This is a genomic window from Curtobacterium sp. VKM Ac-1395, from assembly GCF_015350975.1.
Taxonomy (GTDB): Bacteria; Actinomycetota; Actinomycetes; order Actinomycetales; family Microbacteriaceae; genus Curtobacterium.
Window position 1 is genome coordinate 111,436 of sequence record NZ_JADKRX010000002.1, and the last position, 13,627, is coordinate 125,062.

14 protein-coding genes and 2 pseudogenes are annotated in these 13,627 nt (G+C 66.3%); 13 read left to right on the forward strand and 3 right to left on the reverse strand.

Annotated elements, in window-relative coordinates; all coding sequences use genetic code 11:
• Positions 1-46 precede the first annotated feature (46 nt).
• From ITJ68_RS05235 to ITJ68_RS05270, 8 genes are read left to right on the forward strand one after another with little or no spacing between them, the layout of a single operon-like run.
• Positions 47-397, forward strand: coding sequence for an NADH-quinone oxidoreductase subunit A (locus ITJ68_RS05235; RefSeq protein ID WP_096897501.1), 351 nt, complete (start codon positions 47-49; stop codon positions 395-397).
• Positions 388-1,506 (forward strand): hypothetical protein, encoded by a 1,119-nt coding sequence (locus tag ITJ68_RS05240; protein WP_146248019.1) that lies wholly within the window; start codon positions 388-390, stop codon positions 1,504-1,506. Before ITJ68_RS05235 ends, ITJ68_RS05240 begins: the two co-directional genes overlap by 10 nt.
• Positions 1,469-2,431 (forward strand): NADH-quinone oxidoreductase subunit H, encoded by a 963-nt coding sequence (locus tag ITJ68_RS05245; RefSeq protein WP_228504803.1) that lies wholly within the window; start codon positions 1,469-1,471, stop codon positions 2,429-2,431. The genes ITJ68_RS05240 and ITJ68_RS05245 overlap by 38 nt, the downstream gene beginning before the upstream one ends.
• A 5-nt stretch (positions 2,432-2,436) precedes the next feature.
• A complete protein-coding gene (locus ITJ68_RS05250) occupies positions 2,437-2,994 on the forward strand; it encodes an NADH-quinone oxidoreductase subunit J (RefSeq protein WP_228504805.1) in 558 nt (185 codons plus the stop codon).
• Positions 2,991-3,293 carry an NADH-quinone oxidoreductase subunit NuoK gene (gene nuoK, locus ITJ68_RS05255; RefSeq protein ID WP_092091742.1) on the forward strand — a complete coding sequence of 101 codons (303 nt, stop codon included), beginning with the start codon at positions 2,991-2,993 and terminating at the stop codon, positions 3,291-3,293. The genes ITJ68_RS05250 and nuoK overlap by 4 nt, the downstream gene beginning before the upstream one ends.
• Positions 3,290-5,119, forward strand: a complete 1,830-nt coding sequence (locus ITJ68_RS05260) for a proton-conducting transporter membrane subunit (protein ID WP_194660282.1) — start codon at positions 3,290-3,292, stop codon at positions 5,117-5,119. Before nuoK ends, ITJ68_RS05260 begins: the two co-directional genes overlap by 4 nt.
• Positions 5,120-5,136: 17 nt before the next feature.
• Complete coding sequence (locus ITJ68_RS05265; RefSeq protein WP_323743226.1) at positions 5,137-6,609, forward strand: NADH-quinone oxidoreductase subunit M; 1,473 nt, start codon at positions 5,137-5,139, stop codon at positions 6,607-6,609.
• Positions 6,610-6,647: 38 nt separating this feature from the next.
• Complete coding sequence (locus tag ITJ68_RS05270) at positions 6,648-7,985, forward strand: NADH-quinone oxidoreductase subunit N (protein ID WP_228504807.1); 1,338 nt, start codon at positions 6,648-6,650, stop codon at positions 7,983-7,985.
• A 66-nt stretch (positions 7,986-8,051) separates the two neighbouring features.
• On the opposite strand, the gene ITJ68_RS05275 is transcribed toward ITJ68_RS05270, so the two are convergent.
• Positions 8,052-8,447, reverse strand: coding sequence for a heavy metal-responsive transcriptional regulator (locus ITJ68_RS05275; RefSeq protein ID WP_096897495.1), 396 nt, complete (start codon positions 8,445-8,447; stop codon positions 8,052-8,054).
• Positions 8,448-8,501: 54 nt separating this feature from the next.
• Here ITJ68_RS05275 and ITJ68_RS05280 point away from each other — a divergent pair, with 54 nt between their 5' ends.
• From ITJ68_RS05280 to ITJ68_RS19345, 5 genes and pseudogenes are all read left to right on the forward strand, one after another.
• On the forward strand, positions 8,502-8,816 hold the full coding sequence (locus tag ITJ68_RS05280) for a thioredoxin family protein (RefSeq protein WP_096897494.1): 315 nt from the start codon (positions 8,502-8,504) through the stop codon (positions 8,814-8,816).
• Positions 8,813-10,162, forward strand: a complete 1,350-nt coding sequence (locus ITJ68_RS05285; protein ID WP_096897493.1) for a dihydrolipoyl dehydrogenase family protein — start codon at positions 8,813-8,815, stop codon at positions 10,160-10,162. Before ITJ68_RS05280 ends, ITJ68_RS05285 begins: the two co-directional genes overlap by 4 nt.
• Before the next feature lie 148 nt (positions 10,163-10,310).
• Positions 10,311-10,913, forward strand: coding sequence for a recombinase family protein (locus ITJ68_RS05290; protein WP_194660284.1), 603 nt, complete (start codon positions 10,311-10,313; stop codon positions 10,911-10,913).
• Positions 10,914-10,952: 39 nt separating this feature from the next.
• Positions 10,953-11,054: pseudogene (locus ITJ68_RS19340) on the forward strand (helix-turn-helix domain-containing protein); the annotation flags it as partial.
• A 28-nt stretch (positions 11,055-11,082) separates the two neighbouring features.
• Positions 11,083-11,358 (forward strand): annotated as a pseudogene (locus ITJ68_RS19345) (ATP-binding protein); the annotation flags it as partial.
• Positions 11,359-11,441: 83 nt separating this feature from the next.
• On the opposite strand, the gene ITJ68_RS05305 reads toward ITJ68_RS19345, so the two are convergent.
• Both ITJ68_RS05305 and ITJ68_RS05310 read right to left on the reverse strand, forming a co-directional pair.
• Complete coding sequence (locus ITJ68_RS05305) at positions 11,442-12,731, reverse strand: hypothetical protein (RefSeq protein ID WP_194660285.1); 1,290 nt, start codon at positions 12,729-12,731, stop codon at positions 11,442-11,444.
• A gap of 47 nt (positions 12,732-12,778) precedes the next feature.
• A complete protein-coding gene (locus ITJ68_RS05310; RefSeq protein WP_194660286.1) occupies positions 12,779-13,579 on the reverse strand; it encodes a DUF6602 domain-containing protein in 801 nt (266 codons plus the stop codon).
• Between the last annotated feature and the right edge of the window lie 48 nt (positions 13,580-13,627).

A 13,627-nucleotide genomic window follows, 5' to 3' on the forward strand; every position in this document is an offset into this window, starting at 1 on the left:
ACCCGCATTACCCCTCCGGGGTATAGCAGCTCGGGAAGGAGATCGAATGTCCGGGTACATCACCATCGGCATCGTGCTCGGCGTCGCACTGCTCGGCATCGCCGCCCTGATGCTGCTGTCTCGAGCGACAGCGGTCGCTCCGATTCGCAAAGACGTGCTGCCGTTCGGGTCCGGGTGGGATCTCCAGGAACACGCGCTCTCGCGCTTCCACACCCGCTGGTACCCAATGACGCTGGTGTTCCTCGCGTTCGACGTGGAAATGCTCTTCATGTACCCGTGGGCTGTCGTTGTCGCGCAGATGGGTGCAGAGGCGGTCATCGAGATGTTCGTCTTCCTCGGGGTTCTCCTGGCGGGTGTCGTCTGGGCCTGGCGGGAAGGAGCGTTCCGATGGGTGTGACCACGGATCGCCGCCGACCGCTGCATGTGCTCCTCGTCGAGGTGCCCGGCAACGGTGCAGCCCGGATTGCACTGGAAGCAGCGGCTGCGTCCGCCGGTCATGTCCTGGCCACCCACCCGGCCGAAAGCGACGTCCTGCTCGTGTGCGGAACCCCCGGACCAGAGATGCGGACGGTCATCGACCGCGTGTGGGATCAGATGCCCTACCCGAAGCACCGGGCGGCACTGACCAGCCCCGACGAAATCGGCACCGTCTTCACGACCGCGCAGGACTCACTCACGGACCGACGTGCACAGCGCTCCGCCGCTCGCGAGGATGGGATCGATGGCCGGCACCTCGCCGAGGACGGCCCCGACCACGAACATCCCAACGACGAGCACCCGGACGACACCGACGAATCGATGCATGAACACGACATGCCCATGGGCGGTCACGACCACATGTCGATGGATCACATGTCGATGAGCGGTCCGGGCGGCTACCCACTCGCCGACGGGGCGGATGATCGGGACGGGCTGGAGATGGACGTGCTGCACCGGCGACTCGGTCCGATCCTGCCGGTCTGGCCAGCTGGCGTGATCCTGGACGTGACGCTCACCGGCGACACCATCACCGACGCCTCCGCCTCGGTGATCGATGTCGACGACCACAAGCGGGGGGAGCCACAGAGCGGCGCGGCCTCCGCGCTCGACCAGGCCGCCCAGATACTCGCCGTCGCCGGATGGGATGCCGTGGCAGCCCGGACGCTCCGCGTACGGGATCTTGCCGTGACCGGCCGCCGGGACCAGGCGCGGGAACGCATTCGGCCGCTGCGCCGCCGGATCGAGCGGTCCGTGATGCTCCGCTGGTCCCTGCGCGGCCTCCAGGTTCGACCCGACATCGACGTCCGCACGGTCCTCCTCACTCGACTCGAGCGCGCAGACGCCGCACTCAACGGACGTCAGTTCGAGCCGGAACCGGCGACGCCGGTAGATGAGATCCCATCCCTGGTCAAAGGACGCGACATCGGCAGCGCCCGCCTCATCATTGCTGCGCTCACCGTGTTTCCCATGCCTCGCGCGGACTCGGCCGATGAGGTCGGCACGACGAGACGGCATCAGCATGGTTGATGTCGGAAACGCCCTCTGGGCACTCGTCCTGCCCGGCGTCGTCCTCGTCCTCGCCATCCTGGCCGCCAGCGGCAACGCCGCCCTGGCAGCACGAGACCGCGGGATACCGGTGCATGTTGGGGTCCTCTCGCCGTTCCGGGAAACCGGCCGGCTCCTCCGCCAACAACGTCGATCCGTGCTCGGCGCGGACTCCCTTCTGTGGCGGATCGGCGGGTCCGGGCTAGCCGTCGCCGCGTTCCTCGCCGCTCTCGCCATTCCCGTCGGAGCTCTGGTACCACTGGACATTCCGGTCGGCGTGGTGTGGTTCAACGCCGTCGACGTCTCCCTCTGGGCCTTGTGGTGGCTGCTCGGGTGGGGCGGCAACAGCGTGCACCCGCTGATCGGCGGGTACCGATTCCTGGCGCAGGCCCTGGCGTACGAGATCCCGCTGATGTTCGCCCTGACCGCCCCCGCCATCGGTGCGCAGAGCCTTCGGCTGACCGACGTGGTCGCCGCGCAGCAACCGATCTGGTTCGCCCTGACAATGCCAGTCGCGTTCATCGTCTACTGCGCCTCCGTCACCGCGTTCTCCGCCTGGGGTCCGTTCGCGCTTCCCGCCGGCACAGACATCGCCGGCGGTATCCTCGGGGAACTCTCCGGCGTCGACCGACTGCTCGTTCTCGCCGGCAGATGGTGTCTGCTCGTCGCGGGCGCCGCATTCGCGGTGCCGATGTTCCTCGGCGGCGGTGCCGGTCCGTTGCTTCCGCCGGCGCTATGGGTGCTGTTGAAGACGTGTGCGCTGCTCGCCGTGTTCCTCCTGCTCGGACACGCGATGCCCGCGATCCGGCCGCAGCGACTTGCGGAGCTGGGCTGGGTCCTCGTGCTGCCGCTGGTCCTGCTGCAACTGCTGATCACGTCGGTGCTCACCGTGATGGGGAAAGGATGACCGGGATGGCAACGATCGTGTTCTGGGTCGCGGCGGTCGTCGCGGTGCTCGCTGCCGCCGCGGTGTTCCGGGTGGACTCGATGGCGCGCGCGACGTACGCGCTGGCGGTGTCGTTCATCGCCGTCGGCGTCACCGTGCTGGTGCTGCACCTGGACTTCATCGGGGTCATCACGATCCTGATGATGGTGATGGAGATGGCCGTGATGGCGGTGTTCATGGTCTCCTATATGGGCATGAACCCGGCGCTGATGCCAATGGATATGACCCACAGCAAACGCCCCGCGGCAGTGATCGCGGCCGCCGTGTTCGTCGGCCTCGCCGCAGCCGCGCTCTTCATCCCGTGGCCAGCCCGTGCCGGGACCGCGGCGGCGGACACCACCCGTGCCCTTGGCGAGGCGATCATGAGCTCGAAAATGCTGGTGATGCTGACGATCAGCCCGATCCTGTTCGCCACGATCATCGCCGCCCTCGTCCTGGCGAACCCTCGTGGCCGGTACGACCGGCTCGGAGACGACCTCCAGGGCGACCCTGTGGACCCGGAACGGGGAGGTGTCGGACGATGACCCTGCAACTCGTTCTGCTCGTCGTGGCCGCGCTGTTCGCCATCGGACTGTACGGCGCGATCTCGCAGCAGGTGGTGGTGATGGTGATGATGGGCATCGAGGTGATGATCAACGCCGTCATCCTCGCCGCCGCCGCGTTCTGGTGGTACCTCGCACCGACCGTCGACGGGCAGGTGCTGCTGCTGGTGATCATCGCGGCGATGACGATCGAGATGGCGATGGGCTTCGCCGTCGCCACGATCCTGCACCGTTCCCGGAACTCCGACATGACCGATTCCGCGACGGACCTCAGCCAGTGAGCACCGCGCTGATCACCGCCATCATCCTGCCCGCCCTCGTCGGGGCAACACTGGCGACTGCTGGACGCTTCGCCGAACGGTTCGCCGTTCCCGTCAGCCTCGCCACGGCAGCGGTCATGGCGATTGCAGCGACCATCGCGGCCATCACGGGTGCGGAAGTGACCGGCGGAATGCCGACGATGCTTGGGGCCTCCGGCTCGGATCTCCGCGTCGACGCGCTGGCCGCTGTCGTCCTGCCGACCGTGGCATGGATCGGATTCCTCGTCCTCGTGTTCGCGACTGCGGACCGGACCCGACCGGCGGCGCGGTTCCACGGGCTGATGCTGCTCTTCCTCGCCGCCGTCGTCGTCACCGTGACCGCAACCGGCCTGCCACTACTCCTCGCCGCATGGGAGGTGATGGGCGCCACCTCCTACGCGCTCATCGGATTCCGCTGGCAAGACCGGAACCGCGTCGCCGGTGGATTCACCGCGTTCACCGTCACCCGCGCCGGGGACCTCGGCATCTACCTCGCCGCTGGCGCCGTCGTCGCCGGCGGCGGCGCCTGGTCACTCACCGCACTGCAGTCGCTGCCAGGCCCCTGGGTGCACGTCGCTGCCGCAGGATTGCTCGCTGCCGGCTTCGGGAAGGCAGCGCAGCTGCCGTTCTCCTTCTGGATCTCCCGCGCCATGGAGGGCCCGAGCGCGGTGAGTGCGCTGCTGCACTCCGCAGCGATGGTCGCCATGGGCGGGTACCTGCTCCTCCGCGTCGAACCGCTCCTGAACGTGACCGGCTGGGCAGGTCCGACGGCGGCGTGGGTGGGCGTCACGACCGCGATCGTCCTCGGCGTCATCGCACTGTCGCAGCGGGACCTGAAGCAGGTGCTCGCCGCGTCGACGGCATCCCAGCTGGGATTCGTCGTCCTCGCCGCTGGCGTCGGCTCGGTCAGCGGCGGCACCGCGCAGCTCGTCGCACACGCTGCCACCAAAGCACTGCTGTTCCTCACCGCGGGCGCATGGCTGACGGCTACCGGGACAAAACAGTTCACCGGTCTCCGTGGCATCGCCGCCCGCTGGCCCGCGGTCGGCGTCCTCGCCACGGTCGGTGCGCTGTCGCTGGCCGGCCTGCCGCCGCTGTCGCTCTGGTACGCCAAGGACGTCGTCCTCGCCGCAGCCCTGGAGGAACAACCCTGGTTGTACGCGGCGGGCCTGGCCGGAGCGGCACTTGCAGCGGCCTACTCCGCCCGGATCATCGCGCTGCTGTGGCGGCGTGCCGGCACACCGGAAGCGTCCTGGGACGACGAGGAACGGGGCACCCGGCGGGTGCCACGCCTCGCGGTCGTCCCGATGGTGGTGCTCGCTGTCGCGGCAGCCGGACTTGCGCTTCTCGGCACACCGCTGCTGCATCCGATGATCGCTCCGCTTTCCGGGACGGCGGTGTCGTGGCCGGAGCTCGCGGCGTCTGCGGCAATCGCGGTGGTCGTGGTCCTTTTGACCCTGTGGCGCACACCCACAGTCCGCATTGGGATGCACTGGTTCGGGCTGGAGCGGGCAGCCGTTGCAGTCATCGCCACGCCGACACTGCGACTCGCCGCCGTCCTCGCGCGTCTCGACGACCGCTACGGCGCGGCCGTCGATCGGTCGGGACGTGCGCTCGAGCAGACCGCCCGAGCCGTGCGCGCTCTTGATGAGCGTGGCCCCGCCGCCGTGACGGGGTGGATCGGTTCCGCCATCGCGGTCCTCGGTCGACTGGCTCGGCGACCGCAGACCGGCCAGGTGCACCACTACTACATCGGCGCGACCGTGACCGTCGCTGCCGCAGCTGTCCTGCTCTTGGTCGTGAGGTGATCGTGCTCAGTCTGATCGTGTTCCTTCCCGTTGTCGTCGCGGCGGTCCTCGCCCTGACGCGATCGATGTCCGGACGGGCAGCCGCGTGGGTGTGGCTGATGACGAGCATCGTGGAGCTCGTCCTCGGGATCCTCGTGTCCATTCCCGGATCCAACGCGTCGGGGCTGCGCTGGGAGGAGCGAATGGAGTGGATGCCGAGTGTCGGCACCAGCTACCACCTCGGCGTTGACGGTTTCTCCGCGCCGTTGCTGCTCCTGACCGACGTTGTGTTCCTCGTCTGCGCGCTTTGGGCCATGCGGGACACCGACCGGCCCCGCCCGCAGGCTGCACTCTTCCTGTTCCTTCAGACCACGTGTCTTGGGGTGTTCGCCGCGCAGGACCTGCTGGTGTTCTTCGTGTTCTTCGACCTGTCGATTGTCGGTATGTACTTCGTGATCGCCGGGTGGGGACATGGCGACCATCAGCGGTCCGCGCTGCGGTTCTTCCTCTACACGTTCCTCGGATCCCTGGCGCTGCTGCTCGGCTTCATCGGCCTCTACCTCGGCTCCTCACCGCACACGTTCGACATGGTCGAGCTCACCCGGAACGGCTTCACCGGCACACCCCTGGCCGCCGGCGCCGTTCTCGCCGCGCTCGTCGTGGGTTTCGCCGTCAAGACCCCCACGGTCCCGTTCCACTCCTGGCTGCCACCGGCACATACCGACGCGCCCGCGATTGGCTCTGTCGTCCTCGCGAGCGTCCTGCTGAAGATGGGCACGTACGGGTTCCTCCGCATCGCGATGCCGATGCTCCCGGACGCGTGGCGGTCCTGGTCTTGGGTGATTGTCATTGTCGGCCTCGTGTCCGTGCTGTACGGAGCGCTCGTCGCGCTCGCACAGACGAACGTGAAGCGGTTGATCGCGTACACCTCGGTCAACCACATGGGCTACGTCGTGCTCGCTGTCGGTGCCGCGGGTCTGACCGGGTCATCCTCTGCGCAGGCGCAGCAGTTGGCGATTACCGGCGCGACCGTGCAGATGGTGTCGCACGGGCTCATCACCGGGGCGCTGTTCCTCCTCGCCGGTGTGCTCCACGACCGGCGGGGCAGCTACGAGATCAGCGACTACAGCGGCCTCGCGAAGCCCGCCCCACGGTTCTCCGGACTCTTCGCCGTCGCCGCGTTCGCGTCCCTCGGCATCCCCGCCTTCAGCGGCTTCATCGCCGAATTCCAGATCTTCGCCGGCAGCATCGGTGCAACAGCAATCGCCGCGATCGCGCTGCCAGGGATCCTCATCACCGCAGCCCTGTTCCTCCGCACCGTGCAGAAACTGCTCACCGGACCCACGGAACGCCTCGCCGACGGATTCACCGACGTCACCGCTCGGGAGACCGTGACGGTCGGGGCGCTCCTACTGCTCTCCCTGGCGGTCGGTGTGGTGCCCGGACCGTTGCTGCAGCTCATCGCTCCCGCCGCCCGACAGCTCGCCGCGATGATCGGAGGTCCCGCGTGAACATGAACTACGGCGCGCTCCTGCCGGAGATCATCCTCATGGGCGGTGCCGTCGTCGCCCTCCTCAGCGGCAGCTTCTTGCCCCGACGCCGGCAGGCGCTCGTGACATGGTTCGCGATCGCCGTGGCGTGCGGCAGCGCCGTTACGGCCGCCGTGATCCAGGGACCACCGACCGTCTTCAGCGACAGCTACGCACTCGACAACGCGACAACGACGATCAGGATCCTCGTACCGTTGGCGACCGCGGTCGTGATGCTCATCGGACGCGAAGAATCCCGAGGCTCCGCTCGGGAGAGCGAAACCGCATCCCTACTGCTCCTCGCGGCACTCGGCACGATCGTCCTCGCCGGCGCCAACGACCTGCTCATCGTCGCCACCGGGTTCCTCCTAGCGACCGTGCCGCTCTACGCGTTGATCGGACTGTCCCGATCCCCGGCCGCAGCCGAGGCGACAATGAAGACGTACCTGCTGGGCGCGATCTTCGGCGTCGTGATGCTCTTCGGCATCGCCGTCCTCATCGGTGTCGCCGGCGGCAGCACCTACCCTGAGCTCCAACAGGCGCTGCCACACGTGCCGGCGGCAGCGATCGCGCTCGGATTCATCGGGGTCCTCGCTGGCCTGCTGTTCAAAGCCGGAGCGGTCCCAGGGCACTTCTGGGTTCCGGATGCAGCAGAGGGCGCCGGTCTCGGCATCGCCGCTTTCATCACCACCGTCCCGAAGCTCGGGGCACTGATCGCGCTGGCACGCCTCGTGGACGTCATACCCGGCACCGTGAACGCGTCGCTGCTGGTCGGTGTGCTCGCCGCCGCGAGCATGATCCTCGGCACCCTCGCGGCGTTCTGGCAGCGCAGCGCGCCGCGGCTGCTCGGCTGGTCCACGGTTGGCCAGGTTGGGTTCCTGCTGATGCCCGTCGCTGTGATCGGTGTCGAACCGTCGGCGCGCGCCGCCTTGCTGATGTACCTGGTGTTCTACGCCGTGACCAACCTGGCCCTGTTCGCCGCGATCGCCGCGGTACCAGACCGCAGGACAATTCCCTCATGGCGCGGAGCGGCACGGGAACATCCCGTCATAACCGGTGTCATCCTGGTCGGCCTGCTGAGCCTTGTCGGGACACCACCAACCGCCGTCTTCGTCGGCAAGCTCGCCGTGTTCACGGCCACCTGGCAGGGCGGCATGCCGTGGCTGGTGGTCATCGCCGCTGCCGTCTCAGTCGCGTCGCTGTTCTACACCCTCCGGTGGGTGTCAACGGCCTTCCATGCACCGGAAAAACCCCGGTCTCGCCCCGCCGCAGTTCCGCTGCAAGCGGTCACCGCCGTGACGCTCGGTGCGCTGATCATCGTCGCCGTCGCCAGCAGTCCAGCCCTCTTGCAGTTGTGACTTGGCCGGTTCATATGGGCATTGAGGCCTTCGACGCTGAGTCTCTCAGCACGGTGGCTGATGATGTTACTGCGGGATGATGTCGCAGACGCTGCGCTCCGTGCATGTGGTCGGATCTAAGGTCGAACTCGTTGTGATCATGGCGACGAGTTCCGTTTCGAGGCGAGCGAGTTCCTGTTGGCGGGCTCTGACCGCTCCGAGCCTGCTGGCGAGAAGCGAAAGCACGTGCGAGCACGGTGCCTGCCCTTCCTGTCGGAGGGCGAGAACGCCGGCGATGTCCGACAGTGTTAGCCCAGCTGCTTGAGCGGCACGGATGAACCCGACCCGTGTAGTGACCTCATCCTTGTAGACCCGGTATCCGTTGCTCCCTCGACTCGGCACCGGAAGCAGCCCCTCGCGTTCGTAGAAGCGGATGGTTTGCGTGCTTACGCCAGTGGCGGCAGCGAGGTCTCCGATGCGCATGCTTCCATCACACCACTTGACCTTGTACCTCGCTGCAACGTTTACGGTCGGCGTATGGAGATCACGTTGCAGTACTTCGATGGATGCCCGAATTGGGGAACGGTCGCGGAGCGCCTCGCCGCGATCACCGCGGAACGACCCGAGGTCACGGTAAAGCGGCACCGCATCGAAACGCAAGAGGAAGCGGAATCAGTCGACTTCCGCGGGTCTCCTACTCTTCTGGCTGACGGGGCAGCACTGTTCCCTGCGCCAGACGCTCCTCCTGGCCTGTCGTGCCGGGTGTATCTGACGCCCGAAGGCCTTGCCGGGTCCCCGACGACAGAGCAAATCCGGGATGCGATCGCGGACATCGAAGCAGGCACCCGATGAGCGACGTGTTCGACCTGCTGGTCATCGGCGCCGGAATGGCCGGCACGTCCGCAGCTAACAAGTGCGCGGCACAAGGGTGGCGGGTCGGCATCGTCGATGCTCTGCCCTACGGGGGCACGTGCGCTCTTCGCGGATGCGACCCGAAGAAGATCCTCCGCCGCGGAGCGGAAGTCATCGATGCCGCCCGATTGATGAACGGCACCGGTATTCAGGAAAACGGCCTCAGTGTCGACTGGGCAGCCTTGATGCAGAGAAAGCGCGGCTTCACGGATGGGGTACCGAAGGGCGTGGAAGACGAACTCACCGGCAACGGCGCCACCACCTTCCACGGCCATGCTGAGTTCACCGGTCCGAACACCCTGAGCATCGACGGCACGACCCATCAGGCGGAAAGGTTCCTCATCGCCTCCGGCGCCACACCAAAGCCGTTGACGTTCCCCGGGGCGGAGCACCTGATCGACAGCACGCAGTTCCTCGATCTGGAGGAACTGCCCAAGCGGATCGTGTTCATTGGCGGCGGGTTCATCTCGTTTGAGTTCGCCCACATCGCCGCCCGAGCTGGTGCGCAGTGCACGATCGTCGACCACGGTCCCCGGCCGCTGCGCGAATTCGATCCCGACTTGGTGGGGCTGTTGGTGTCACGGAGCGAGCAGGCGGGCATCCGCATCCTCCGCGGTACCCGCGTCTCCACGGTGGACGCCACTTCCACCGGACTGCAGATCGGCGTCGACAGTGACGGCATAGCAAAGCGCATCGATGCGGACCTCGTCGTCCACGGCGCCGGCCGCCTCCCGAATGTCGAGAGCCTGCGCCTGGACGCTGCCGGCATCGCCAGCGGTCCGCGTGGGGTCACGGTAGCTGGCCACCTGCAAAGCACCACCAACACCGCCGTGTACGCCGCCGGAGACGCCGCCGACACGGCCGGGCGCCCCCTGACCCCGGTGGCCGTGTTCGAAGGGAAAGTCGCCGCGTCGAACATGCTCAAGGGCACCACCACGGCACCTGACTACATCGGGGTCCCCACGACCATATTCACCATCCCGGAACTCAACCGCGTCGGCCTCCTCGAAGAAGAAGCGGCCCCGAGCCACGACATCGCCATCCGCTTCACCGACACCAGCGGCTGGTACTCCACCTACCGGGTGGCCGAAACCACCGCCGCGGCCAAGGTCATTATCGACATCCGCACCGACCAAATCCTCGGCGCACACCTCCTCGGCCCCGGCTACTCGGAACTGATCAACACTTTCGGCCTCGCCATCAAACTCGGGCTCACGACACGGCAACTCAGATCCGCCACCGCCACCTACCCCTCCCTCGGCTCCGACCTCGGGTCCCTGCTCTGAACTTGTCACATATACCTCCGATTCCGCTACAAATGAACTCGAGCACGCCGAATCATGGCTCAGAGCGGCATGTCTTGTCACGAAACTCAGTCCCAGAATCTACGTGCCGCTACTGTTCCTGTCGATCGAGTTTCGCTACATTCTGCTTATGGGCCACCTCCTCGGGTACGCGCGCGTGTCCACCACCGACCAGGACGCGTCATTGCAGATCGACGCACTCAACGCCGCGGGCTGCTACCGAGTGTTCGTCGACACCATGTCCGGCTCGCTCCAACACCGACCCGAGCTCGACAAGCTCCTCGACCAGCTCCGCCCCGGCGACACTCTCGTCGTCTGGCGACTCGACCGGCTCGGCCGGTCGATCCGGCACCTCATCGATCAGCTGCACGCCCTCGCTGAACGCGGCATCGGATTCCGGTCCTTGCAGGAGACCATCGACACCACCTCACCCGGTGGTCGCCTCGTATTCCACGTCTTCGCCGCACTGGCGGAGTTTGAACGGGACCTCATCAAGGAACGCACCAACGCCGGCCTCGCCGCCGCCCGAGCCCGCGGCCGAACCGGTGGCCGGCCCTCCCGGCTCTCCGCGGACCAGGTGCGCACCGCACGCCGGCTCTACGAACAGCAAGACATGACCGTCGCCCAGATCGGCAGCGTGCTCGGCGTGAGCCGCACCACCATCTACCGGGCCATCGCCCGCCAAGCTGAACCGGTCGCTGCCAGGCGGCCGAAGCCCTCACCGACGATGTAGCCAGTCATGGACGCGAGCGAGGGGTGAGGCATCCTTCGACTGCACGTCGAGGACGCCATCCCGCTCGCCACCCTGGCCCGCACCACGGGCGTCGCCGAGCGCACCCTGCAACGCTGGCTCACCCGCTACCGAACCGGCGGATACCCGGCTCTCGCCGACGGCACCCGGACTCGGATTCGCCCACCAGTACCGTCCCCTCGGCCACGACGAGCTGCTGTTCATCCTCGAACGCCAATGGCGCAAGCTCGGCAAGACATCCGACCCCGACGACTTCACAGACGCACAAGCCATCGCCGCCGTCGAACGAATTACCCGCGGTAACTTGCGCCTCCTCGAACGCCTGCTCCCTCAAATCCAACGCGTCCTGAAGATCAACAAGCTCGACGTCACCACCAACGACGTCGTCGAAGCCGCCCGCAGCGCCCTCGTCATCGGCACCATCTGACCCGACACCGATCACAGCGAAAACGACGACACAGAGCGAGGCTGCTCACAGCCGAGGGTCGCGACGGACCTGACCAGCAGCAGTTATCGGTCCCAATTGACGGAGTCATCGAACGCGCGGCTCGCTGCGTCTGTGAAGGCTGAAGCGCTGCCGCTGAGCCGCTCCTGAAGTGCTCGTTCCACGAATTCGCGGCGGAAATCCGCATGCAGGCCTTCGGACGCCCAGCCGAAGAACGGGTGCTGCTCAAACCCCGCATCGATACTGTCGACGCGCCTAAGCAGATTGGCGATTTGCTCCTCCGTCAACGAGGGGCGCAGGAGCATGTACTGATCCGTGAGCGCGTCCGTATCGATCGCAATCGACTCGTGGCCGGGCGCCCATTCCACCACCACGCCATCCTCGAAGCGGCCACCGCCGCCGTGGAGTAGCGGATTGCGGAACTCGCGCGCGAGGTCGCCCAGTTCCATCTTCAGCCGAGCAGTCCCCACGTCGTGAGGTTTCGGAAAAGCTATGTCGAACTGCTGAGCCCACTGCCCAGTCAGTAGATCTTCGAGGGAGAAACCCTCCTTCAGGACCGCAGGCGAGAACGACGAGAGAATTACGAGCAGGTGTTGTACCCAAGCGAAGTATCCCGCAATGAGCGCTGTTGCCCGATATGACTGATCCCGCTCCCGAAAGCTCGCGCCGAGCAGGCTCCCGAACAGCTGGGGGATGGCTTCCGAGATTTCAAGTTTTCCTGTAGCGAGACCTGACACGTGCAGCGGATTTGCGACTTTCGCGCGCTCGATCGTCTGGCGGTGAAAGTCGACCATCCCGCGGTAACGCGGTAACTGATTTAGGACGACGGCTCGACCGGCTCGGATGCTGGGGCTGAGTTGGGGCGTCACGATACGGCTGTAAAGCGATCTGGCGGCTTTCAACAGCCGCGTCGCGATGGCTGCGGCGTCCGCTGGCTCATCATGATCGTCTGATTGTGGACCAAACAAGTCGAGCCGTATGCCGGACTTCGTCCAGCGGAGTCGACAGCTTCTGCCGTTGAGACTGAACGAGTACAACCAACGGGTCTTGTCGAATGCTGGCTCCGAAAATGCACCCAGGCTCCGGAACAGCAAGTCGAACATCCCCTCATAGGCGACCGCTGCAATCGGTAGACGGTGGGTGTAGAAGGGGCCCGATTCATCGGGGGCGGCATCCGCCGGTTCGAACCCCCTTAGCTCCCGCTGTACGATGCCCACGACAGCGTCGGCGATATTCTGCGCAGTCTGATCTTCCACTCTATGAAGGTACCGCTCTTCGACAGCGCGTCCGCGGGGGTTCTGCTGCGTGACGACCGCCCTTTCGGCCGGATATTCGGGACCGTCGAGTCGCGCCACGCCGGATCTTGCGGGTGGGCTAGACCGTCCGGTGGATGGCAAGCGGACTAGTCTCCGCCGCTGTCCGGGAACTCGGCCGGATCGATGCCCTCGAGCAGGGCATCGTATGCACGCAGGTCAACCGCCATCGCAGTGCCAACAGACTGAAGCCTGCGGAACAGACGCAACGCGAAGAAGATCAGTTGAGTACCTGGTGAAGACACTTCTAGACCCGGCCGGAGGAGTTCCAAGTTCGCGCTGTCAAGAACGTGATCGAAAGCGTTGTGCTCTAGGGCGAGCCCCAGATCGAGATGAGCGTCGCCGTCGTGGCTGGCCAGTTGCGCTTTCGCCGCGGGCGAGTCAAACCCGTTCGTCCATCCGCTTCGGAGCCCGACGATGCCGCCAAGAATGGGTCGAGATTCAGGCGGAGGCCCATCATGCGTACCCGAGATGTCCACGATCGGTCCGGACCGGCGGACGAGGCGACGGACGCTCGCGACCTTCTCGGCCGCGTACCCTAGGGTCCCTGCCGCGACCTCGGGCTTCACCTCGAGGACCGCGTACACGCTCTCGACGGGCACGATGCGGCTGGATCCGGCCTCGAACCATAGTGGCGAGTACTGGCGGTCGTAGATTGCAAGATCGATCTGCTCGCTCTGATCGCCGTTCGAGTCCATGGCGAAGATAGGGCCGATCTCGTACCGCCCCGGAAGGAACGAGCGGAGCATTCGGCCCCAGTTCGCCTCCGACGCATCTCCAAGGGTGGTGGGGTGCTTGGTGAAGTCCAGCGGCAACTCGAGCTGAGCAGCCAAGAGGCGCTGTCGCTTGACGAACGCCTCTCTGATATCGACGCGATGTTGCTTGGCCATGCACCCCTCGTTTCGGTCCCGTGCTCACCCTATGCGCGGATGTCGGTG